21 protein-coding genes are annotated in these 24,273 nt (G+C 44.9%); 4 read left to right on the forward strand and 17 right to left on the reverse strand.

What is annotated here, in order from left to right; all coding sequences use genetic code 11:
* The first annotated feature begins 163 nt into the window (after window positions 1-163).
* Entirely contained in the window at window positions 164-487 is a 324-nt protein-coding gene (locus tag K8O68_RS04625) for a rhodanese-like domain-containing protein (RefSeq protein WP_230895771.1), read from the forward strand.
* A gap of 84 nt (window positions 488-571) precedes the next feature.
* On the opposite strand, the gene K8O68_RS04630 is transcribed toward K8O68_RS04625, so the two are convergent.
* Window positions 572-1,474, reverse strand: coding sequence for a Gfo/Idh/MocA family protein (locus K8O68_RS04630; protein ID WP_230895772.1), 903 nt, complete (start codon window positions 1,472-1,474; stop codon window positions 572-574).
* A 169-nt stretch (window positions 1,475-1,643) separates the two neighbouring features.
* Here K8O68_RS04630 and K8O68_RS04635 point away from each other — a divergent pair, with 169 nt between their 5' ends.
* Window positions 1,644-2,276 (forward strand): RraA family protein, encoded by a 633-nt coding sequence (locus K8O68_RS04635; RefSeq protein ID WP_230895773.1) that lies wholly within the window; start codon window positions 1,644-1,646, stop codon window positions 2,274-2,276.
* A 136-nt stretch (window positions 2,277-2,412) separates the two neighbouring features.
* Here K8O68_RS04635 and K8O68_RS04640 read toward each other — a convergent pair whose 3' ends face one another.
* On the reverse strand, window positions 2,413-6,102 hold the full coding sequence (locus K8O68_RS04640) for a GH32 C-terminal domain-containing protein (RefSeq protein WP_230895774.1): 3,690 nt from the start codon (window positions 6,100-6,102) through the stop codon (window positions 2,413-2,415).
* 650 nt (window positions 6,103-6,752) lie between these two features.
* On the opposite strand from K8O68_RS04640, the gene K8O68_RS04645 reads away from it, so the two are divergent.
* Both K8O68_RS04645 and K8O68_RS04650 read left to right on the forward strand, forming a co-directional pair.
* Window positions 6,753-7,220 carry a hypothetical protein gene (locus K8O68_RS04645; RefSeq protein WP_230895775.1) on the forward strand — a complete coding sequence of 156 codons (468 nt, stop codon included), beginning with the start codon at window positions 6,753-6,755 and terminating at the stop codon, window positions 7,218-7,220.
* A gap of 139 nt (window positions 7,221-7,359) precedes the next feature.
* Window positions 7,360-7,872 carry a VanZ family protein gene (locus K8O68_RS04650; RefSeq protein WP_230895776.1) on the forward strand — a complete coding sequence of 171 codons (513 nt, stop codon included), beginning with the start codon at window positions 7,360-7,362 and terminating at the stop codon, window positions 7,870-7,872.
* A 210-nt stretch (window positions 7,873-8,082) separates the two neighbouring features.
* Here the strand turns inward: K8O68_RS04650 and K8O68_RS04655 are convergent, their stop codons facing one another.
* From K8O68_RS04655 to K8O68_RS04725, 15 genes are all read right to left on the reverse strand, one after another.
* On the reverse strand, window positions 8,083-8,874 hold the full coding sequence (locus K8O68_RS04655) for an endonuclease/exonuclease/phosphatase family protein (RefSeq protein ID WP_230895777.1): 792 nt from the start codon (window positions 8,872-8,874) through the stop codon (window positions 8,083-8,085).
* 202 nt (window positions 8,875-9,076) lie between these two features.
* On the reverse strand, window positions 9,077-10,177 hold the full coding sequence (locus tag K8O68_RS04660) for an ABC transporter permease (RefSeq protein WP_230895778.1): 1,101 nt from the start codon (window positions 10,175-10,177) through the stop codon (window positions 9,077-9,079).
* A complete protein-coding gene (locus K8O68_RS04665; protein ID WP_230895779.1) occupies window positions 10,174-11,445 on the reverse strand; it encodes an ABC transporter permease in 1,272 nt (423 codons plus the stop codon). The genes K8O68_RS04660 and K8O68_RS04665 overlap by 4 nt, the downstream gene beginning before the upstream one ends.
* A gap of 11 nt (window positions 11,446-11,456) precedes the next feature.
* The gene (locus K8O68_RS04670; RefSeq protein ID WP_230895860.1) at window positions 11,457-12,389 is read right to left on the reverse strand and encodes an ABC transporter ATP-binding protein; all 933 of its coding nucleotides are present in this window, start codon (window positions 12,387-12,389) and stop codon (window positions 11,457-11,459) included.
* A gap of 238 nt (window positions 12,390-12,627) precedes the next feature.
* A complete protein-coding gene (locus K8O68_RS04675) occupies window positions 12,628-13,263 on the reverse strand; it encodes a response regulator transcription factor (RefSeq protein ID WP_230895780.1) in 636 nt (211 codons plus the stop codon).
* The gene (locus tag K8O68_RS04680) at window positions 13,256-14,398 is read right to left on the reverse strand and encodes a sensor histidine kinase (protein WP_230895781.1); all 1,143 of its coding nucleotides are present in this window, start codon (window positions 14,396-14,398) and stop codon (window positions 13,256-13,258) included. The genes K8O68_RS04675 and K8O68_RS04680 overlap by 8 nt, the downstream gene beginning before the upstream one ends.
* Before the next feature lie 420 nt (window positions 14,399-14,818).
* Window positions 14,819-16,000 (reverse strand): phosphopentomutase, encoded by a 1,182-nt coding sequence (locus K8O68_RS04685; RefSeq protein WP_230895782.1) that lies wholly within the window; start codon window positions 15,998-16,000, stop codon window positions 14,819-14,821.
* A gap of 6 nt (window positions 16,001-16,006) precedes the next feature.
* Window positions 16,007-17,167, reverse strand: a complete 1,161-nt coding sequence (locus K8O68_RS04690) for an alanine racemase (protein ID WP_230895783.1) — start codon at window positions 17,165-17,167, stop codon at window positions 16,007-16,009.
* 20 nt (window positions 17,168-17,187) lie between these two features.
* On the reverse strand, window positions 17,188-18,315 hold the full coding sequence (locus K8O68_RS04695) for an aminotransferase class V-fold PLP-dependent enzyme (RefSeq protein WP_230895784.1): 1,128 nt from the start codon (window positions 18,313-18,315) through the stop codon (window positions 17,188-17,190).
* 10 nt (window positions 18,316-18,325) lie between these two features.
* A complete protein-coding gene (locus K8O68_RS04700) occupies window positions 18,326-19,240 on the reverse strand; it encodes a phosphotriesterase family protein (protein WP_230895785.1) in 915 nt (304 codons plus the stop codon).
* A 37-nt stretch (window positions 19,241-19,277) separates the two neighbouring features.
* Window positions 19,278-20,561 carry a YhfT family protein gene (locus K8O68_RS04705; RefSeq protein WP_093051252.1) on the reverse strand — a complete coding sequence of 428 codons (1,284 nt, stop codon included), beginning with the start codon at window positions 20,559-20,561 and terminating at the stop codon, window positions 19,278-19,280.
* A 22-nt stretch (window positions 20,562-20,583) separates the two neighbouring features.
* Window positions 20,584-20,946 (reverse strand): DUF2620 domain-containing protein, encoded by a 363-nt coding sequence (locus tag K8O68_RS04710; protein WP_093051255.1) that lies wholly within the window; start codon window positions 20,944-20,946, stop codon window positions 20,584-20,586.
* Window positions 20,946-21,329, reverse strand: a complete 384-nt coding sequence (locus tag K8O68_RS04715) for a PRD domain-containing protein (protein WP_230895786.1) — start codon at window positions 21,327-21,329, stop codon at window positions 20,946-20,948. The genes K8O68_RS04710 and K8O68_RS04715 overlap by 1 nt, the downstream gene beginning before the upstream one ends.
* A 63-nt stretch (window positions 21,330-21,392) precedes the next feature.
* A complete protein-coding gene (yhfZ, locus tag K8O68_RS04720) occupies window positions 21,393-22,325 on the reverse strand; it encodes a GntR family transcriptional regulator YhfZ (RefSeq protein WP_230895787.1) in 933 nt (310 codons plus the stop codon).
* A 244-nt stretch (window positions 22,326-22,569) separates the two neighbouring features.
* Window positions 22,570-24,141, reverse strand: coding sequence for a serine hydrolase (locus K8O68_RS04725; protein WP_230895788.1), 1,572 nt, complete (start codon window positions 24,139-24,141; stop codon window positions 22,570-22,572).
* Window positions 24,142-24,273 lie beyond the last annotated feature (132 nt).

Genomic DNA, 24,273 nt, shown 5'->3' on the forward strand with positions numbered 1-24,273 from the left:
TTTTAGGGGATCATTTTGTATCGTTTACACAGGGGTTCACATGGAGGTCAGTTCACATAGGGGTCAGACCCCCCATTTTATGGAAAAGTAATGCCTCTTGACTTTATATACCCTATTGGGTATATTATGTTTAAAGCTTATTACTATGAAGGAGAGAGACACAATGAACCAACTATCAGCTAAACAAGTTGAACAACAAATAAAGAATAATAAAAAGATGACTCTTATAGATGTGAGAGAGCCGGAAGAAGTAGCTGCAGGTAAAATACCGGGCGTGATTAATATTCCCCTTGGCCTGCTCGAATACCGACTCCATGAACTGGAGAAATCAGAGGAATACATTATTGTCTGCCGTTCCGGTTCAAGAAGTGGCCTTGCCACGAGCTTCCTGGAAAGCCGGGGGTTTAATGCCACCAATATGTCCGGCGGCATGATCAGCTGGGAAGGGGCTGTTGAAATAGCAGGACAGTACCAGCCTGCACGATAAACCAGTTCACTATAACAACAAGAACACACCGCGTCCCCAGGGCCCGGTGTGTTCTTTTTTCACATAGGGGTCAGACCCCCCATTTTATTCCAGTTCTGATATGACTCTTTCGCATATTTCGTGGGTAAGGAGCCCGTCCTGGTTTGTCACTAACGGCTCTTTTCCTGTCTGTATGGCTTGGAGAAAGTCTGCGACCATTTGAACGAAGCCCCTTTTATGCAGGGTTGGTTCCCAATCACTTGTCTCAGGCTTTATTTCTTCTCTTCCTCGCCGGATCACCAGTTCCGCCACATTATAAACCATTCCTTTTTCTTCAGGTCCCATGACTTCTGCTTTCTCCTCAGTTGTCCCGCTGTCTCTGTTCATAATGCCTATTGCCGTCCCTTCCGCAGACTCAAACTGCAGCACCACATGATGAAGAACACTGTCTTTTTTTCTTCCGGTAACTGTTAATTTTTCAATTGTATACGGGAAAAGGTATCTCAATGAATCAACTACATGTATAAAGTCATCAAACACAAATTCGCGTACTTCCCCGGGCAGCGATCTTCTGTTTTTCTGTATGACTGCCATATTGGGCTGGCCGATCTCTTTCAGCCTCTGATAACTCGGTGCATATCTTCGGTTAAACCCGGTCATCAGTAACAGGCCACGGCTGTCTGCCAGTTCAACGAGCGCTTTCGCTGTTTCGTAATAATAAGTTATTGGCTTGTCTACAAACACATGAATGTCAGCCTCCAGTAACGCTCGTACAATCTCCTCATGCGATTCAGTAGAAGAATGAACAAAAGCGGCTTCAACTCCGCTTCCGATTAGAGAATCTAGACTGTCATGCAAATTAGAATAACGGTACCTCTCCCCCAACTTTTTTAATTTAGCTTGATTTCTTGTAAATAAATGAATTTCTACACCCTCAACTTCACTTAATACTGGTAAATAAGCTTTCTCCGCAATATCACCAAGCCCAATCACACCGACTTTAGCCATGTTAGCCCCTGCCCTTCCGCTTTTTTTATTTATTTTTTACTGCAACGTTTCTTTCATAAATTTACTATTAAACACATGAAGCTCAGATCCCTCTTCGACTCTATTATTGCAAATAGTCAAAAAACTATTATAATTACCTGTAGATTATCATTTTAGGAGGAATCAGGAAATGACGGATGCTGTGATTAACGAATTTCAAGCTATTCCAACGACTGCTGTCTCAGATGCAATGGACGGTTTGAACAATTTAGACCCTTCCATCAAACCATTAAAGGAAGACTATCATATGGTAGGCCGCGCTTTAACAGTAAAAACCTCTCCAGGAGATAACTCAGCTGTTTTAAAAGCGATTCATGCGGCTGAACCAGGTGACGTCTTAGTCATTGACGCAAAAGGAGATACCTATCGGGGAGTCGCCGGGGATTTTGTATTAGGAATGGCTCAAACTTTAGGAATTAACGGTTTTGTCGTGGACGGTGCGATCAGGGACCTGGTAGACTGTAAAGCGTTAAACTTCCCTGTTTTTTGCAAAGCCACCACCATAGCTGCCAGTGAAAAAAACGGCCTCGGCCAAATTAACGTCCCAATCACCTGCGGCGGTGTGTCAGTTCAGCCGGGCGATTTAGTCATTGGCGATGCTGACGGGGTGACTGTCGTACCTAAAGACTTGGAAGACGACGTACTAAGTAAAGCACGTAAAAAATTAGATAAAGACCAGGCCCGGGACGAGAAAGTCTCTGGAAGTAAAGAAGCTATTAAACAGTACCTGGAAGATATGATATCGAAGGCCTACAATAAATAATTTCTCATAAATCTTTTATAAGAGTGACGACATACAAAAACCATCCTAATTTTCGGCAAAAAGAGAGCAGAAGGGTTTCTCCTCTGCTCTCTTTATTTTTGCAATACCGCCTTTATTCACAGGGTTCACCTGATTCTTACCTTTCAAAAGACCTTCCTGGGTTTGCGGGTCTTCCCGGTTCTCCAGCATGATCAGGCCGGTTCGGGTTACTCCCGTTCAACCCCGGCGGGCCTTCTCCCCCCGGAGGTCCGGCATGTCCTGGCGGTCCTGGATTATCCGGCGGGCCGCCTTGCCCTGGATAACCCGGTCTGCCTGGTTTTTCTTCATCAGAATCTTCTTCCAACCCGTAATAAGTGACCAAGTGATCATTTTCAAATTCTGTATCAAGATCGACTGGCACATTTATATTATCGAGGTTAATATGTCCAAAGCCGTCCGTTTTCCGGTCGACCACTTTTAAATATAACTCTTCTCCAATATAATCTGACGCATCCCAGCGCACCCGTCGGTACTGTTCAGACTGGTGCCCTGTCGCCTGCATTAGATATTCATCATCGGCCGCCCGGACTAATGCAACATACAGCTCGTCAGGCGCATTGCCTCCAGCAACAAGAAAATCAATACTGCCGTCTGCTCCTAATATAAATGACTCTGAACGCATGGCGCCTGTTAAGGAATCGCCGCCCAGGTCCGGATTAAAGCCCCAATAATGATAATGGTGCGGGTCAACTCCGGTATGAGCCTGGTTAAAAGGACCTCCCCAGCCCCAGCCGTCAGCATCTGTGACGTGCTCATCCTGGAATGCGTCTCCTTCAAGTACCTTCCATCCGGACAGATCGCCCGTCTGAAAATCATGGTTTGGAAGAGACTTATGAGGGATAACTTCTTTTACATCTGCATCCATTGGCGGCACAGTTTCACCGTAAGCCGACGTCATTTCCCATACCTCAAAGGATAAAATTTGCACGTCGCCGCCTTCACTCCATATATCAAGCCCCATCGCATCCATCGTCGGGTACACTCTCGACGTGATGCTCCGTTTCCCATTTGCATAAGCTTCAACCATTGAACGGTCAAGGAAAATCTGCAGCTGAAGCGTCTCATCATTTAAAGAAAGTTCCCCTTCATGAATGCCTTTCCTCACATCCGGGTCGAGGCTCGACTGGTTTCGGTCAATACCTAACGCTTCCTCTGAAAAATTGTAGTAAAGAAGCGTCTTTTCTCTCAGATCATCACTTTGTCTGAGGTTTAATCCGAAGGCTTCAGCATCCGCATTTTCAACTTCCACATTTATTTCAAGCATATCTCCCTGTATCTGACTTAGTGTTTCTTGCAGTTCAGACACAGACACATTATTTTTTGAAACTAACTGCTCTCCTCGTAAATTCTTAACTTCTTCAATGGGTTCAATCCCGAGCTCATTCTCACTCGTGAGCGACAAACTGAGAGGCAGTCCGGCATTGTGAGCCCACCCTGCATCATAATGTGCCTGCTCGGAGCGGCGATCCTGGGCGATGCTGTAAAGAATAGAGCGGCCATCATGGTCTTCAAACCCGCTTGGCCCAGTGAAATGCTCACCATAATCAAACAGCCGTGGCTCTTCATGATCAGGGATAAATTTGTTATTTTCCCGGTCCCATTCCCCAATCCAGTGCCACACATACTTAACGTCGTGCTCACTGTATCCGTCATACCAAGGATTAATAAAGAAAGCATATTTCCCTGTCTCTTCGCCATCTTCATCAGTTAAAGGCAGGAATACAGGCAGTTCCCAGACGTGTCCTGTAGCAGGATACTGCTGCACGTCACCTGTAAAGAAAGGTCCTTCATACTCCCACTCATACAAATCGTCAGACGTGTAAAGGAGCGCTGTCCCTCCTACATGCTTGTCGCCGTCCATAATACCCGAACTTACCAGCTGATACCAGGTTCCGTCTTCTTCCCAGACGTAAGGGTCACGGAACTGGCCGAACATGACCTCTCCTTCGTCTGCATGAAGATTTTCCTCCTGAACATTAACCGGCTCATCGTGCATGTTCCAATGAGGCAGATTCACATCGCCATCTTCAGGAAACGTACTTTCAGCGAGGCCGACCATCTGATTAGGCGTTTTACTGTCATCTCCGGCTGTAAATAGGAGAACTGGATTGCCATCCGTATCAAATGTGGCGTCTCCTGACCAGACACCGTCCGGCGAGACTGAGCCTCCCTCAGGAGCAAGCGCAATCGGCATATCCTCCCAGTGAATCATATCGTCACTGACAGCATGTCCCCAATGAATATGGTTCCAGTAAGGACCTTGAGGGTTATGCTGGTAAAAAATATGGTATTTGCCCTCAAAATAAAATGGCGCATGAGGTTCGTTCATCCAGTGTTCCGGTGAAATCATGTGATACTGGGGCCGATGACGGTCTTCGTCATAGCGGCTCCGATCGTAATCCAGGTAAGGATCAGGGTGTTCGCCGTTTTCAAAGCCGTCAGCATAAGCGGCGTACTTTTCGCTCACTTCCTCTTCACCTAAAGCTGTACCGTGGACTTTTATTTCATCCATCATGCCATTAAACATATTCGCTGTAAAAACACCGTTAATTATCGCAGGTTCATTATGTTTCCCAATCCTCAACGGTTCAGAAGCTGGAACAAATGTGCCGTTCCGCGGAAGATCAGTCTCCCCGACTTTTTCTCCGTTCAAATATAACTCCATTACATTTCTGCTTCCGTCTAATGTAGCAACGATATGGGACCATTCGAACTTTTCGAGCGGTGCATCTTCATCTGCCCATACTTCGAACCACTCCCCATTTACTCCGGCTTCGAAAGCCCAGCTCCCATGTCGCCCCATTCCAAGATTAAATCCTTCTTGAAAATTACGATTACTTTGGGTAATAATGGTTGATTTTTTACCTTCATTGCCCCACTCATAAGCTCTCGGTGCCACCCATGCTTCAAGGCTGAAGGTGTTATCTAGCTTAACGAAACCTTCTGGATCCCGCTCAATCCAAGTAGAGTAACCGTCAAATAACAAACCGTTATTCACAATGCCTTCTCTCCAAAGAGGGTCTGTCGATGGTTTATCTACGGCATCATTAAACACATAATGAATAGCGTCTGTATAGTCCATCTCAGTATCTGTTGTTACGTTCCCACTTCCTTCGTCAAGCGGCCAGTGAGACACAAGTTCAGGTAAATCAGAGGGAGTATCTCCATTACCATCATCTTCTTCAGTATAGTATGTTCTGAAATCATCTACATTAATGTGCCCCCAGCCACCCTGAAGGTCATTGACTATTTTAAAATACAGCTCTTCTCCTAAAAACTCCGACGCGTCCCAGGTCACCCGGTTATATGATTCCCCGGCACTGTCATTCCATCTTCTGTTTGTGGCCCGCATCAGTTCTTCGCCAGTTTCCGCATGAAACAGGGCTACGTAAAGCTTATCAATGTTATTTCCTCCTCCGATTAAAAACGACACAGTACCGGTGCCGGCCAGCTCAAAATGGGAGGATTTCAGCTTTCCTGTTTTATCATCCCCTCCGTTGAGAGCACCCCACAGATGGAAATTTCCTTTATGCCTAAACGGTACCCCATCCCAGTAGGTTGCCTCTGAAGACACATTTGCATCACTGAAAGCATCGCCTTCGATCACTTCCCAGCCGGATAAATCACCTGTTTCAAAACCAGGGTTTTCAATTTCATAAGACAGCGTGCCCTCAGCTTCTGAGTTATTAGCAGCTGCTTCCCTTTCGGACAATGGAATAATTAACGATTGAAATGCGAGCATAAATACTAAAAAGATAAACACACTTTTCCTTTTCTTTAACGGCACTAAGCATTCCCCTTTCAATGGTTAATTTAATTTGAACTGACCTGCTTTATCTCCACGTCCTCCTCCCCTTAATCTTTAGAAAATCGTTTACGTAATCGATTACGTAATAATCAAAAATAAAAAGCAGAAAGATTGCTTAAATGTAAACGGTTACGTAATCGTTTACATAGAATTATAGATTTAAATTACTTTTATGTCAATTCTATTTTAAAAGAGTTTTATCCAATATTTCTCCCTGGCAGTCTCCCCTGATCCCCTTTTCATTTGTAAAATAAATCTAATTTTGAGCAAGTGATCCGAACAGAGATCTTCACCGAATCCCCATAAATTAAGCCAGCCATATAATGACAGACTCCCGGAAATCTGCTATTCTATACTTAAACAAAACCTCGCCCTTTAGTGCTAAGCAACGAAATGCAAACTCATTAACTTTACCGCGTTTTTTTATCAATACTCTGCACTTGTACCTTAATTTCTCACCGTTAAATTAACCATGTTTTTGTTTTACCTTAATTAAAATTTAGCCTTAAATAGATACTTATTTCACTTTAAACTACCTGCATGTCACCATTATGCTCACTCATTCACAACACCTTTGTTTCACCCCCGCCGTAAAGCCGCTTGAAATGATTAAAAGGGAGTTGATCTGCATGCGTAAGGAAGAATTCAACGAGTTGCTTCTAGCTGATGAAAAAATCTGCCCATCGTCCCCTGTCAAACAAGTACTGGAGAGATACAAGAAATCCTCGATCTTTTACAACCTGTGCCGGACTTTCTACTTACTTGTTTACAATGCAAACATAATTAAACGCGACCATCTGCAATTCGAATGTTATATCAGTGATGATGATCTGATTCCAGCAGCCTGTGAATTTAACGAAACAGTGAAACTCCTCTCAACTCAATACCAAGCGCCCGCTGAAGAAGTTAAAGAAGAACTGTTTAACCTTATAAAAAGATATTACACCTGTGCTGCCACGCCTGAAGAGCTGGACTGTAAGTTCCGTATCGTCGGAGGCGACCCGGACCGCTTCCCGAAAGAATTCATTATAGTATATGACATGAACGAATTCCCGAACTGGGACCATTTCGAAGAACGCATCCGCTCGTTTGTCTAAACCTTCCCTCAAACTGAACAACCTCCCTCACTATCTCCTGAAGCGGATCGTGAGGGAGGTTGTTTTGTTTCCGCCCTCCCCCCTGGTATATTTTCCCTGTCGATGTGAAAAGATAGATTACTAGACAGGAGGGATATTTATGCGTACGTGGGCTGTAATAGTTGTGATTATTCTGCTGGTTATTTCTATGAGCACTTTAGCCGAAATGGCTGCTTCAACTGATGGTTTATTGGTGCAGGCGGTATATAAAGAAGAAGCTTCACTAATGTTTCTCGCTGACCTTGAGAGCTCATTTTATGCTGCCTATTCCTTACATAATAACTTTGACTTGCAAATAAGAAAGGCAGGCCATTTTGTCATTTACGGAGCTATAGCTCTCTTAATCTTTTTCTTAACTTCCGTAAAAAATTTATGGGAACGCGGTTTATCAGGGGCCGCTTCATCAACGTTCATTGGACTGATCGATGAAATCCACCAGTATTTTTTAATCAACCGCTCCGGCCGACTTTTAGATGTCTATATAAACGCGACAGGCAGCCTCACTTTCGTGACGGTCGCCTGTGTTGGTTACCTGATTTTCTGGAAATTAGGAATTAAAAAGACTGCGGAGGTTGGAACTGATAGAGAGAAGGCCCTTCCAAAGAGTATGTAAGGGGAAAGAGCAAGGTGTTCACATATCGGGTGAAGTGTATCAAACGTGGGGGCGATCGGCATCAGTTGTCGACGGGTACTGCATCAAATATCTCCGCTACTGCATCAAATACTGAAGTATGAGATAAAATCAAAACCCTGCTGCCTGCCTCATCAATCAGCAAACACCAGGGTTTTAATTAAATCAGAGCTGACAGGCCGCCACAGAAGACTAATCCAGTTCCGTTTCTATCCCGAAATGGTCTGAGATGACAGGTTCGACTTTTCCGTCAAAAATGATTTTTGAGTACTTTACCTTAGACGGCCAGTTAGTAAAAATGTAATCAATTTTTAAACCATTTAAGTTTTCAGACCAGCCGGCAATTTCTCCTTCAATTGTAGCGTGCCCTTCTTGTTTTTCAGCAGTGCGGTGAGTATCATAAAGACCCTTGCCAAGAAGATAGTCGTAACCTTCTCCTTTTTTTACGTCCGGGCTGTTAAAATCCCCCATCAGGACAAAACGTTCGCAGTTTCCTGCGTTTTCAATGAGCCGGTCTACCTGGTTTTTGTAAGGTTCTTCCTGATCTTCCCACCAGCCGAGATGACAGGAATAAAGGCCGACCGGCTGACCGTCAATTAGAAATTCGCCGCCTATAATTTTTCTCGTCTTCCAGAAATCCATCGAGCGGGAGGAAGTGAGATAAAACGATCCAATTTGCTTTGCGGGATGACGCACGAGGAGAGCAACACCCTCCTCATACCACACGTATCCGTAATGGGCCGCGTCCCAGTAAAGTTCGTAGTCTGTGCTTCCAAGCTTCACCAGTTCATTTTTTAACATTAGTCCGTAATTATCAGCCCGAAGTCTGCCATCTTCCTCGAGGGGCGCTTCCTTATGCTGGCTTACTTCCTGAAGAGCCACAGCGTCGTACCTTCTATTATGAATAGTCTCAGCCAGCAGCCTGATTTTCTCCAACTGATTTTCTTCCTGCCAAGAGTGGACATTTAATGTGAGCAGTTTCAAACATTAGCCTCCTAACCGGTCGTTTATTTATGATTTTAGCACATCTGCTTTCAGTTCATAAATCGCCTGTATACCCTCCCCCGCAGCCATGCTCACTCAATCATCCGCCCGGTGAGAAGACCATATATTCGTTTTATCGTCCGCTCACTCGATCATCCGCATGTTGAGTGGACCATATATTCGTTTAATCAACTCTCTTTTCCTAACCCCTCCGTTCCATTAAATTAACTCCCACGCCCATGCATACGACACCGAAGAGGATTAAGATGCTGAGAGGCTGGGCTAAGTCGGCAAGACCGCGGCCGTATATGGCGATGCTTTTTAAAGCGTCCAGCGCGTAGAGGATCGGCATGCCCTGTGACAGGAACAGAACGATGTTATTTGTGACGATTTCTATCGGCCAGAATGCGCCGCCAAGCATAGCCATGGCTGTGGCCACGATCGGTATGACGGCCTGGAGCTGCTGAGATGATTTGACAAGCCCCATCAGCAGTGTGCCGAGAGCGACAATAGCAAACGCATAGCAGCCGACAACGATAAGAATAGCAGGGAAATTCCCGCCAAGGTCAAATCCCAGGCCGTATTTAAAAAGGAGAAAAATGACCACTATTTGGGCATAGCCCACTGTGAAACAATAGAGAAAATGCCCAATATACATCTGTGATTTTTTTAATGGAGAGACAATTAATCTGTCCCATGTACCCGTCCGCTTTTCTTCAGTGACATTCATGAGGCTGAAAATCATCGTATAGATGGAGAAGAAAAGGGTCATTCCAAAGAGTGTCTGAATTTGATTGTCATAAACAAAAGTGCCTTCAGCGCCCTGGATCGTTTCAGTGGTAACGGTGAGGACCGGGTCTTCGAGGGACGACTGAATGTCTTCACGTATGTTTTCTCCTCCGGCTTCTTCCGCCTGCTTTAGACGGAATTCTTCCCGGAACACCTGAGCCGTGTAGCTCTCTACTGTAATAAGATTGGCGTCCTCAGCAGCCACCACCATGCGGTAATCCGAATCACCGACGGCAAGAGCAAAATTCGTACGGCCGTCCCGCATCATCTCACGGACCTCTTCTTCTTCTCTCAGATCAAAGAACATCCCTTCAGATTCGTTTAAGCGGTCGCTCCACTCTTCGGCGGCTTGATCTGAGGAGCCCTCTTTTACGAAAGCAAGCACGGTGAATTTATCATCCGACTGAAACCCGGCAAGTGTAAAAACAAAAACGACTGTTAATAAGAAGAAGGACACAACGAGCATCGGCGCCCTGCGAAACCGTTGCCACTGGTGCAGGTAGATTGATTTCATACGATCGTCGACCTCCTTCTTGGAAAAATTAACAGACTGACAACTATAATAATAACTGTAGCCACAGCAATACGGAGAAGTGAGCCCATAATTACCGACGTCTCGTAGCCCTGGAGCCATTGCACATATGCCGCAAGGCCTGCCCCGTTAGGTGTCCAGCTTCCAATGAAATTAAAGAAAGCAGGCATGTTATCCGTCGGGAAAAAGCTGCCGCCAACGAAGGCGAACAAGGAAACAACCCCACCTGAGAATATACTTGAAATAGCGTCGTTATTATACCTGACTACAAGAGCTGTCAATAATGCTGCGAGCGCCCCCACGCATAGTGAGAGTGCAGCTGAAATTCCCGCCATGCCAAGCCAGAAATTAATGGAATGAAACGTAAAGGCCTGGAAAACGATTGCCGAGAGGGAAAATAATATGGCAAGCTGAAGGAACGCAATCAGCGACGCAGATATAAATTTTCCACTTAAATAGGTCACCGGGTGGGTTCCCGTCAACAGGATCCGGTAAAAGACGTGTTGCTTTTTTTCCACAAAAGCTTTACTCGACAAAGTTGAACTCACGTAAAGGACAAACATGACGGCCATGCCGAGAGCGTAATACTGCATTGAACTGACCGGATCGGCCGCTGTGGCCGATTCCCTCCCGCCAGTCTCTGCCTCTTCTCCGAGCGGCAATCCTCCGCCGTATGCCTGAGCAATTGCCGTTTCAAAATTAAGTTCTCTTACAAACTGACTAATTACATCGTTAAAAATACTTGCCCGGAGAGAGCCATACTCCGTTACAGTTAAGGCAAGCGAACTGCCTTCCCCTTCATCGAGCATCATTTTTCTGAGCGAATCGTAGGTGAAATGCTCGGGAATGGTTAAAACTGCCGCCACTTCTTCGTTTCGTACATAGGACTCAGCTGTTTCCTGATCCGTCTCAACAATTGCAATGATTTCTTCAAGCTCATCATTTTCAAACATTGCCATTAGAAGACGGGACGGGCTGATGTCGCGGGCAGCATTTCCTAGCGCCTGAACCTGCTCATCCGGTGCCCCGCTCTCTTCAAGGTCTTCAATAAACGCCTCAATACCTGCTTCCTCATCATCCAGCTGCACGAGCGCCACCTCCATCTCAAGAGCAGCCGTGTTTCCTTCAAACATGCCCCGCAAGGCGAAACCGAGGATCCCAATCAGGATGAGCGGCATTAACAGAAGGACAAGCAGTTCTGTCCTGTCACGGGCCATAATTTTTAAATCTTTAAGAATAAATGAAAGCATGCCACTCCCCCCTAGTCCCTGAGTTTCCTGCCGGTCAGGTGCAAAAAGACATCCTCAAGCGTCGGCACTTGAACGGTAATGTTTGATATCTGGGCGCCGTGCCGTTCTGCTGCCTGAAAGATTTTTCCGAGCAGCCGGCTTCCTTTCGGCACGATAAGCTTCAGCCCCTTATCAATTTCTATCGTCTGCAAAATCGCCTCATCCGCTTCCAGTTCTTTTACAAGCCCCGGATAATCCCGGTCCATCTCGACTAAAATTGCTTCTTCACCTGAAAGAATGCTTTTCAGTTCATCCTTTGTTCCAGAGGCGATTACTTTCCCGTGATCCATAATATAGACCCGGTCACAGAGCCGCTCAACTTCCTCCATGTAATGGCTCGTGTACAGCACTGTCATCCCTTTCTCTTCATTCAGCTTTCTGACTGTATCCAGAATGTAGCTCCGGGACTGGGGATCGATGCCGACGGTTGGTTCATCCATAATAAGAATTTCAGGCTGATGCAGAAGAGCGGCGCCGATATTAATTCGCCGTTTCATTCCCCCGGAATACGTTTTGACAAGATCTTTCTGGCGATCTTCCAGGCCAAGAAGCTTAAGCACTTCCTGAACCCGTCTGCTGAGAGCCTCTCCCTTCAGTCCGTAAATCCGCCCGAAAAATTTCAGGTTTTCAAAAGCTGTGAGTTCGGGATACAGGGCAATTTCCTGAGGCACAATTCCAAGCACTTTGCGGATCTCATTCGGATGCTTAAGCACACTTTTTCCATTAAGACGGACGTCCCCTGCCGAGGGCGCTATGAGTGAAGCGATCATAGATATCGTCGTCGACTTCCCTGCCCCGTTTGGCCCTAACAGGCCGACTGACTCTCCTTTTTCCAAAAATAAATTGACGCTGTCCACAGCTGCCGTCCCTTTGTATACTTTACGAAGCTCTTCCGTTTCCAACACCGTCCACCACTCCATTCTTTTTCTTCTATCTGAATTGATTATATAAAGAAAGAGACAGTGCTCCCACTGTCTCCCGTCACTTGTTTATTTAAAAGATATGACTTTAGTCATTTTTTTTAGAAAGGTGGCGTTTTCCGCCGTCCCCTAAAATAATAGAGACGCAGTCGAAAGACTGGGATGCTGATTCATTGTCAAGTCATTGCCGGCTCATCAAAAGTCTGCGTCTGTGTTATAAAAATTATACGAGGTGATGGCGAATCGCGTAAATAGCGATCTGAGTACGGTCGCGGAGCGTTAACTTATCCAATATGACACTGATATGATTTTTTACGGTCCCGACAGACAAACAAAGCTCGTTCGCAATTTCCTGGTTGTTTTTGCCGTTTCCAATCAGTTTAATAACTGCAATTTCCCGCGGTGTTAAATTCGGGTCGAGCTCCTGTTTCTCATGAACCTGGTTTAAGAGTCGGGGCATGACTTTAGCAGCGACATGGTCCTGAAGGGTGAGCCCGCCTGATAAGCAGCTTCTTATCGCCCGGATCAGTTCTTCCGCATCAGCGTCTTTCAGCATATAGCCGCTCGCACCGCATTTTAAGGCTTCAAGAGCATAGTCATCGTCATTAAAAGTCGTCAAAATTAGCATTTTCTGATCAGGCCAGCGCCGGTGGATTTCTCTCGCAGCCGCGAGTCCGTCCATAACAGGCATACGGATATCGAGAATCACCAGGTCGACAGCATGGCTCTCGCAAATAGCCACTGTCTCTTTCCCATTCTGGGCCTCTTTTAACACTCTCATTTCCGGGTCTGTTTCGATCATCATTTTCAGCCCTTGGCGGACCATGCTCTGGTCTTCAGCGAGTAAAATATCAATCATTGCTGCCACCTTCCTTTTTGTACAGAGGTAAAGTGCCCCGAACGATAAAACTTCCCGAATGCTTTAAGACATCCAGTTCTCCCCCAGCCTGCTCAACCCGTTCGCGCATGGCTTTAATTCCAAATCCTTCTTTTAGAGGTCCATCGTTCGTTGTTCTGTGGCTGACTTCAAAACGGAAAACCGACCCTCCCGGCACTTCAAAAATGACTTCCGCTTCCTTCGTTCCGCTGTGCCTCATCATGTTTGTTAATGCTTCCTGGACAGCCCTGTAAACAGCAATCGCCTGGTCGTTCCTTAAAGGAGCCGTCAGCGCGCCATGTTTAACGCCAAAATGCACTCTCAGGAAACTCTCCGCTTCAAGCTTGCGGATAAGACGGATGATAGCCGGCAATCCTCCGGTCTCTTCTTTATTCAACGTTTTAACCGCCCGCCGTGTTTCCTCCAGACTGTCTTTTGCGAGACGTTTTAACTCGGAAACAGCCTCCTTATGAGTGTCACTTGCCTGCAGACGAAAGACTTCGAGCTGCATAAGAAGGGCTGTCAGTTTATGGCCGACCGAGTCATGAATATCACGGGCAATCTGTGTCCGTTCTTCCCGCCTGACCGCTGCTTCTCCTGCCGCAGCTGAACGTTTCAGTTTTCTGAATTCAATCAGCAGGGCTTCATGCTGCTCACTCATTTGCCGCTCCCGGGACAAATTCTGGTAAAAAAAGACACTTCCTGCTGTTATAAGGAGTGTTAAAAGCAGAAGAAATGCCGGTGGGTAAGCGGGAAGACCTGCGGCCACAGGCAGCGCCAGTCCGGCCGCCAATACTCCTCCCATGGCAGCCATTTGCCATGGTTGCAGCCGGTATACCGCCTCTCCCATAATCATGACAACCAAAATGAGTTGATAAGGATTAGCCTCCCATCCCGTTTCAGGCCAGTACGCCCATGTAAGCGCCACTGCCCCAACGCAGAAGAGGACAGTTTGCCCTATTTTATGACTATTAAAAAGAGGAAGTAAGAAATACAAACTGAAAAAGAGGGCACTTCCCGCTAACCGAAACGGGTCATCTATCAGTGTCCCTCCGCCATGCATTAACCCTAATCCCCACGTGATTAACAGCAATCCGATCCACGCCCAGAACCGCATCTGATACTCACCCCGCTTCGATACATTTATCATGCTTTTATCATAGCAAAAAAGTCTGGGGATTATTAGTGGTTATTTAGTTTATGGAGGAGATGTCAGTGGAGATTAAAGGAGCGTGAAGTACAGGGGTTAAGAGCGCTCAGGAATTAAAAGATCGCCGGATTATTGGGGGTTGGTGCCTGAACTGGCGGAGTGCTGATTTGTTCAGTTTCGGCAAGTGCCGCAATCTTTGCTAAATTGGGGGGCTAGCTTTACAACGTTAATGTGCGAGGAGACAGTCCCCTTAAATCATAAAGGGAAATTTTGTTTGTTATATTTTTCATATTATACGTAAAAATCCCCTCCACAGTATTAGATGTCTCGTTAACATTCTTCTAATCTCTGCGCACAAAAAAAGGGAGCTTCTCCTCCCTTTTCCTCTTATAGAAAACTTGTTCCTTTTTCTGTTGGTTTAAGGCTGAAGTAGCTGGAAAGTGTGGCGCCTACATCGGCCATCGTTTCGCGCTCTCCTAAATACCCAGGTATTACTTGCTTTCCTGTCACAATGATGGGGACTTGTTCACGGGTGTGGTTTGAATGGCCTATTGTCGGGTCATTGCCGTGGTCAGCCATAATAATAAGAATATCATTGTTTTCAAGTGACGGTATGAACCCTTCTAAAAACCGGTCGACTTCTTCCAGGATTTCACCGTACCAATTGACATCTTCTTTGTGGCCAGCAAGATCAGTTTCCTGGACGTTTACTAAATAGGCAGCATCACCCGTTTCTTTCATGTATTCTTCTTCAAGCTTTTTTAGGACGTCGGCAGTCTTCACAATCGGATAGGCGGGTCCCTCCCCGTGAAGGACATCAGCGGTTTTACCGATTCGGTATACTGGAAGTCCGGCGCGGGCGGCTATCATTGGAAACTGCCCGTAAATATTAACGCCATATCCTAAATGAAAGACTTCATAACCTTCCCCGTATACGCCGGATTTAGGACTGTCTACTCCCCATTGGCCTGCCTTCCCTTCACGTACGGCACCCAGAATATCATCCAGTGTAGCCTTCCTTGCGTTCCCGAAAGCAATTACCCTGCTTGTATCAACAAATTCTCTTACAGTTTCTGCAAGTTTTTTAACATCCTGAAAAGGCATTTTATTTAGGTCCGCTGTCATATTAATAATATTTCCGACAGCTGACTCCAAATTGTCCCCAATAACGACTGCCTCGTTAATAAGCAGCAGGGGCTTGTTATTCCAAGGGTACTCCACCTTATAGCCAGCCTCTTTAATTTGATTACCTAGAGCAGAATGAATATCCTTCATAAGCCGCTTGGCAGGAGCCTTTGGGAAACTGCCCGCTATTTCCTGGTGCCCCATGTACGTATCTGCTCCTGCGTGTGCAAGGTTTGCTTTTCCGCAAGCAGCTTCCTTGAATTCTTTTCTCCCTTCGACAAGACCGGCCAGTCCTAGCTTATCCAAGACTGGTATGTGCAAAGGGTAATGTTGACGTATATGATTTAAAGTATGGGCGTTTATGTCTTCAGGCTTGACTTCTTTACTATCTTTCATGGCACCAATCCCGAGTCCGTCCAACACAAGTAGAATTGCTTTTCCCATTAGGGATCACCTGCTCCTTTCCAAATGATAAAGTCTCGGAGTACCTGACTGGATACCTGCCACAAGAGCTACATTTGCTCTGGTTACAAAAATCTGGGTTCGAAAACTGTAAACCACGCTCTGGCCAGTCAGCCTTTCTGACTCGCTGTTTTTCTTTAACATGCCATAATAATCAATATTTTCAAGGGAAGGCGGAACAGCGTCCAGTCTGTTGTCAAAGATGGTCTCTGGCCGGCTCCCGACAAATGCGCCTGTCACCTGCCCGCGTACGTAAAAACCTCCACCGATCACGTAAGCATGTTCCTTATCTTCGTGGGATACCTCGCTCACATAAATCATCGCCGGCTTTTCAGGAAGTGTAACTTTGCTGTGAAGAGGGGTCGTCCCTGTGAGCGCATGACCGGGTTCCCCGTGGGTCACCCCATGCCCCTCTAATATAGGCGTGGTTTCAGAACAAGTCGCACTCGGACCGTTCACATGCCTCACCTTTACTCCTTCTTGTTCAAGTAAAGCCTTTGCTTTTAAAAGAGTTTGAAAATTATGGGTCGGTGAAAAACCAGTTTGCTCATCATTTAACATAAAGTTGGGAAATGAAGTCACTCCCACTACTTCTATACCTTCCAGTGTGATAAGTTCTTTAAGCTCATCCCGAAGCCCCTTAAGTTGAAACCCGCCTTCCTGACCAGGGAAAACTATATCTCCTTCATCTATTACCCTGAGAATAACTGGCTGGCACATATGAGCCTTCAAAGCCGCCTCAGATAATTGTTTTGCCCGAGCAACAGAAAATAAAGTCACAACTTCCGGCTTCCAACGGAGGACTTCTTCCCATTCATGTTTTCCGGGTTGTACAAGGTGACCAATATTCCCTATCTTGATCCCTGCTTCGTGAAGGATTTTTCCTTCGTTGAACTCCACTGCTACCGCTTTTTCAATACCATTGTCACGAATCCACCTGGCAATCTGAGGCAACCTTCCAATTTGTTTACTCATAAAATAGAGTTCGAGATTATTCTTTTCAGCATCTGATGCCAGGGAGCGGACATTACTGGCCAGCATATCCAGATCAATAACGTAAGTGTTCGGTGGAATAGTTCCGTTTTGATGCATAGCTGCCCCTGTTTCTGCAAGGCCGGGGTTCAGCTCTCTGACTTTATCTAAAAACACATTCATCCACCTCCTGACTTTTATCGTTTAACATTCGCTAATGCTTTTTCAAGAATCGACAAGATATGATCCGCATCAGATTTCATTGGATTAATTCTAATCCCGTGATCTTTTAATCGAGGATCGCTTTCAATAAAGCTCCCTGACGGCTTATAAATAAGAGGTAAAATCTCATATTTTGATTCAGCTCCAATGGGTTTGTTAGCCGCGCCAAACGCCACACTCGCTTCAATCACCTCTTTAGCCACAGGTTCCTTAAATGTAAGCAGAACATTTTTTGATTGGGCATTTGTCAGCTGAACACTCTCGACACCGGAGAGCCCCCCTCCTTTAAGCTTTTTATACAACTCAGTAACCTGAGCATTCTGAACTGCCAGAGAAACAGGCGCTAACGTCATCATTCTCAGAAGATCAAGCGCTTCAAACCCTTGTACTTGGCCGCCTCCGGAGTAATTTCTCTCACGTACAGTTTTTATTCCCTTCTCTAAACCTGCAATGACTCCGACACCTTCAGGCCCCAGCACTTTAAACCCTGAAAAAGTAGCATAATCTGCCCCGTACTCAACGCCAATCCCTGGTGTTTTCATAGCACAATAGTTATCATCAGTGACTATCGTCAGATCAGGGCGATGGTCTTTTACCAGTTGAATCACCCGCTTGATATCATAATTATCAGACGGCTGCTGTCTGGCGTGCTGAATATAAAAAACTTTTGCCTCTTTTGAAGTCTTATCGTTTTTTAGAAAATCGGTTAAACGATTTAAATTATTAAAATCTGTTTTTATCGTTTTCAAGCCGAGCATCCTGAGTGTTTCTTTCGTAGTGTTATAGGCAGGGGCTTCATGAATAATCATTGTATCTCCCGGGTGAAGCAGAACACTGAGCAGCGTCCTTATACCTCCGGTTCCCGAACCGCGGACAAGAACGGCGGCTTCTGCTTCAAAGAAATCCGCCAGCACTTGTTCAGCTTTAGCGGTTGTTTCAGGCCGTTTATATTGAGGGTGTAATCCTAAATCACCATATGACATAAATGAATTTCCATCAAAATACCTGCTGATAGACTTAACAAATTTGAACTGTTTCTTCATAGCTTCTTCCATAGACATTACTGGAAGAAGCGATTGGTTTTCTGGTTGATGGCTGCTCATCCTGTTCACCTCATTTATTTATTGAAAAAGCACGGGCAGGGTTTTTCACCAGCAGTTTATGAATAAGGGTATCATCTGCCCCTTTCTTCTTAAATTCAGGGATAAAATAGTCGAGGACAAGTCCGTACCCTGGACCGTTATACTTTTTCCAGTGGGATTTCCTTGTCAGGTCTGCTGAAAGAAGAATCTGATCTTCGCAGCCTGCCTCGACAAACTTAATTAAAGAAGCCATTCTATCACTATCAGGCCGGTAATTGGTTTTACCAATGGTATCGAAACCTATATAAGTCCCGGTTTTCAGTACTTCAAGAACTTCTTCGTCATCAGGATTAAGATCCTGGTGACCGATGATAATCTGTTCAGGCGGGAGACCGAGCTTATCAAATAACATCATTTGTTTTTTTCCTAAAGTTCCAAGAGTAGTGTGAGTAGTAACCGGCAATCCTGTCACCAGCCCTGCTTTGGCTGCCCCAGTCAGAAGCTCTTTCTCCACAGGTTTCATTTCATTTTTGCTCGTTCCTACTTCCCCTATAATACCTGGATAGATAGATGTTCCTTCAATTCCTTCTTCCGCTTCTTTAATGAAATGTTCAGCAAAACGTTCAGCTTCCCATCCCTGTGCAAAAGAAGGGATGAACGGGTCCTTATAGAACCCGGTACACGCGACTATATGGACATCGGCTGCTTCGCTTATTCTTTTAAGTCTTTCTGCATCCCTGCCCATTCCATCATTTGTCACTTCAATGATAGCTTCGCCCCCGGACTTAGCAAAAGCTTTAACTTCTTCGATCGCGCCCTCTTCATCATCAAGAATAGTATCCGGATCTTTTTTTATTCGCGACAGATCAATGGACAGATGTTCATGAGCGGCACAAATGCCCAATTCTTTACTGTCAATCCTTCCTCTGACTGTTTGTATAAACATGGTGTCCCCTCCAGAATTCATAGTTTTGCTATATGAGTTACATTAAGCCTATTAACGCCAGAATGTTCGCAATGATACCAACTGCAATAGCACCTACCGGACCTACAGCCACACGGACAACTGGACGCCCTGCAGCTTCGTTAAGCAAATAGAAGCCTGCGATAATAAAGAAGCCCAATCCCGGTGCAATAGCATTCGCTGCGTTAGCTCCGCCGATTAGCAGCGCAACTTCCAGCAAACGGGTCATAGCACTTCTAATGTTTTCTCCAGAGTTTCGTATTCCAGGGTAACGGTCAAGGAAACGCGCAATTGAACTGAGCAGCAATACTTCCAGAATAATGACGACAAACCCTAATCCAAGTGCCAGCCATACGTTTGGTACAAAGAATCCGACTACAAAGACGAGAGTAAACCCAACCGGGCTGTAGACACCTGTAGCTATTGCCGTACTGGCCACAAGCGGAATAAAGCCGATCGCTCTTGCAGCTGCTGCAAAGCCTGCATCATTAATTTGGCCTTCCGACAGCAACGTTAATGATATAGGGTCACCGGCCATAATAAAGGCGTTAGTTCCAGCAGCAATCAGAGCCCCTAGAGCTGCGAGTACAAACATATTCTTCCTGATATTTTTCACCTTTTCACTGAACATACTGGCGAGATCCACCCCGCTGCTGTCCTCATCCCTTTTTTCGTTCATCGCAAAAATCAACAGGAAAACCATACCGACAATAAGGGCCATCCCTTCCTGGTTTAAAACTACTTCTGTCCCTCCAATGGTTAATAGACCCGTTTCATTAAACCAGACAGCAATTTGCCGGACGAGTGCGGCTATCAGAAAAGTGATTACACCTTTTTTCACACTGAACTGAAACGCTATCGCCAAGGCGGGGAAAGCCATAAAGGTGACAATAACAGGCGCCCCTATCATTTCCATTTCTTCAAGGAAATTGATTGGCAAATACTCGAACATGTTCACAAAACCCTCGAGACCGATAAGAAGACCCGCGCCGTATAAGCCGCCCACAGCTGCGGCCACTGGCGTTCCCCATTTATTTTTAGGAGTCATCAGGCCGATAATATCTGTCCCAAGTAAAATACTATGAACAAGAATAATAGCTGCGGTGAGTGTAAATGGAATACCAAAACCTATAACCAGACCAAAACTCATGGCGAAGGCTGTAAGTCCTAAATCCCGCCGGCTGAGACGCCCTTCTATGTGTTCTCCCACAATAGGACGTAGACCGTCATTAAATACTGCAATATTTCTGTTAGCTAAAACAGCTGCGAGCGCACCAATTAAAACTATTAAGATCATTTCCATTATTATCCGCTCCCTTTAATAATTAGGACTGCTTGTTTTTTAAAGCTTCAATAATCATAGGGACAGCTGTATCTTTATGATCCGAAGTAAAGCCGAACGCCTTCTTTCCATTAGCCACAGCTTTATCAATTATTTCCTTCTTTGGAGGACGTCCAGGCATTGAGACTGTTTCACACTGGTCCCCACCAAGCATTGCCATAGCCATAGCCAGCGCACCTCCCCCGCCTGTGTGGCAAGCACCGATATAATAATCTGCCTGTCCGCTTTTAACCGCCATAGCCGCCTCTAAATCTGATTTTACAGTAGTCGTGATACCGCCATCCTGTTCCTTAACCAGCTTTTCAATGTCCTTCTTTTCTACTTGGCCGCCAATTACAATTTTCATTAGTTATCCCCTCCTAAATAATGTGTAAAAATAGTCGTATAGTGAAGCTGTAAATATTCCTTTTCTTCCTGCGGGAGCGGACGCCCCCAGTCTTTCTCCACTTCGGATACTGCAGCAACCGCTTCAGAAAAGAAGGGCGACGTTTGCACTTCTTTAAACAATTCTTGTGGAGGCGCTTTCAATTTTTCTTTCTTGTCAACCCTCGTTAATGCCATTGGCAAATGAGTAAAAAGCATTTGAGACTGTTCGATTTCATCAGCAGATAAGTCCAGTGTCTGTACCAGCCGGTCAAACGCTTTGACAGTAACCCTTACAGCTTCAGTGTTGACTGTGCCGCTCTCCTCTAAAAGCTTAAGCCTCGTGGTCAACTCTTCTTTTTTCATTTGAAACACCCCTTTATAAGGATAATCAATATACAGTATTTTGTATATTTTAGGTAAAAAACTTTAATATTGGGGAAACATGTCTTCATTTTCAACTTTCTTCTGAATATCACAAATAAACTGTGAAGGAATTTTCCCAAAAATTGATTTAATATCCTCACGGCTTGATTCAATGACGATGGATGCTTCACTGACTTTTTTAGAATGTTTAATTGAAGCCTGCGCCTTAACAGGAACGGAAGGATAAAGATCAAATGACAGATTCTCATCACTGTTCCATACTGCAGCATCTATCTTTTTACTTTTTAGCATTTTAAACATTTGCATATAATTAACGTCTTTCAACTCAACATCAAGTCCCTGGCATTCATATTCAGTAATAATAGCCTGGTCCATGGAAGAATAATCGATCCCCACTTTCATACCTGATCTTAATTCTTTTTCCTCAGGTGAAGCGAAAAAAACCCGGTGGCTTGTAACATAGGTCTTCTCCCCTAAAGACATGATAATCTCCAGGTTGTCTGACTGAGCACATGCTTTCTCAGCTGCCATTTTTGATACGATAGCAAAATCATAGCGGTTAGCAAGCACAGCCTGCAAACGGTGATTAGCCCCCCGCATAAATGCAAGATTTCCCCGGTACCCTGACTGGTCAAGAGCTTTTAATACTCCTGTTGCTAATCCCTCATATTTCTTTGAATATGGTAAGGGCATCGCCCCGATTATCGGTCCTATTCCGGCAATATCCATAAGCATATCAGCATCGCGCCTGATCAAGTAGGTACCTTGATAACCTTTAGTTTCAAGAGTAATCGCCCCCATCTCCTGAAGAAGCTTTAACGCGCCTTGAACTGTGCCTCTTCCAAGAGAAAGATCTTCTACGAAATCACTGACCCTTGGAATCCGCGACGGGACGTCCAGCTTAAGTAATGCCTCGGCAATATGTTTGGCAGCAAGACCATTTTTAGAGTATAATTTTTCGTGTTTTCCAGCCATAACTTAAACTCCTTCAACGCGTGTCGTCTTTGCAGCTTGCTGTGTTTATTAAATGCCCTAAGCGAGGGTCACCCAAAGCTTGTACAAAATATTGTATATTATAATCGTACACTATTTAAGCTGGCGCCGCAACCTTATAAAGCGTTTTCATTTATTTGGCAGGCGGCAAACAGCTGCTTACGCTACAGTCAACCGCCTGATTTTATAAAGTACTTAAAGCTGCATTTGCCAATCAGCCAATTATTTACTCTTTAATAGATTGGTAGACAGTATCAGTTATGTTTCTGCTGAGAGGGCCCGTACTGAAATAAGAACCAGAGGAAATTGTCCCCATATTTTGCTTATTAGTAAGGATAATAATCTGGAGCTGCTCTGCAGGGTCAAAAATAACCTGGGTTCGGGTAAAACCTGTATGTCCAAATGCCTCAGAGTTTCTTTCGTCACCCATATACCAGCGTGAATCAACTTCCCAGCCGTACCCGTGTCCTGACCTCTGCGGTGAAGTGAATTGCTCTACTACTGGATGAGAATAGAGTTTATTGTTACCATACCCTCCTCCATTAAGCATTAACTGACCGAGTACTGATAAATCCCTGGCCGTGGAAAACAACCCTGCATGCCCTGCCACTCCTTCATTCGCATAGAAACTTTTTCCATCATTTACTTCGCCGGTCAGAGTATAGTCTCTCCAGCTGTCGAACGCCTCTAAATCTACATCTACCTTATAACCAAAATCAGGGTCGTGCACCATTTTGTATTCATATGGATTCCCCCAAGAAGTAGACGCAATCCGGTCCGTGAAATCAGACGAAGGTGTAAATTGAGTATCTTTCAACTCTATTGTTTTATAAATGTCCTCCTCGAGGTACTGATTCAGCTTCTGCCCTGAAACTTCTTCAATTATAAAACCCAGCATCATAAAGCTAAAGTCGCTGTAAGCCCGGTTTGTCCCCGTCTCATAATCCAGCGGCATGCTATTAATATAATCCAGCACACCTTCTGAGTTGTTCGCGTAATAATAAGTCGGTGCCCATGGGGTTAAACCTGAAGTATGGGTTAATAAATCTTCAATTGTTATGGCCTCTTTCCCTTCCTGTCCAAAGGCAGGAATGATATCTGCTACTTTATCTTCTACATTTAGTTTACCATCGCTCACTAACTTCATTATTCCCTGAGTAGTTCCCAGCACTTTGGTCACAGAGGCTAAATCAAAAATTGTATCAGTTTCCATTAGGCGCGGTTCTTCCAGTAACTGCCCCATATCATAATTCTGGGCATCACCATAACTGGATTCTTTAACAATCACACCATCCTTGGCGACTAATACCACTCCCCCTGGGATAATACCATCATTAATCGACTGCTGGACAATTCCATCAATTTTATCCAATTTTTCCAAAGACATTCCTACGTCCTCTGGAGCACCTTCTTTAAGGGTTAGATAGGGTATAATCAGCTTAGGACTGAGGGCGTTATTCCTTTGAACGACTTTAAGTTCATTATCACCTTGTTTCATATACTCACTAATATCAATTTTTACAGTGTTCTGCTGTCTAAGGTTACTTGGATGAATAGCCACATCTTTCCCATTGATAGTAATGTCAAGATTATTTTTAATACGCTTACCTCTGCTTTGAAGAATCAGCTTGCCTTCACCCTTATGCCCTGCAAACTCACCTGAATAAGTATCTCCTCTACCCTCTAACTCAATTTCAACTTGTCCGTTTAACTCAAGGACGGCAGATGACTGGACTGCATCCGTTGCGGCTGAAAAAAACGAAGCAAACACTAAACTTTGAAGTAATACGATGATCATTAGCTTTTTAATTAAAACATAAATAACCTCCAGTTAAAGTATTCAAAAAAAAAACTCTTCACTTCTCCTTCCTATAGTATTTTAGGAAAAAAAATTTATCTTGAGTATAATCATGAAGTACACATTAAGGAA

The organism is Salipaludibacillus sp. CUR1, assembly GCF_021028955.1.
Classification (GTDB): Bacteria; Bacillota; Bacilli; order Bacillales; family Salisediminibacteriaceae; genus Salipaludibacillus.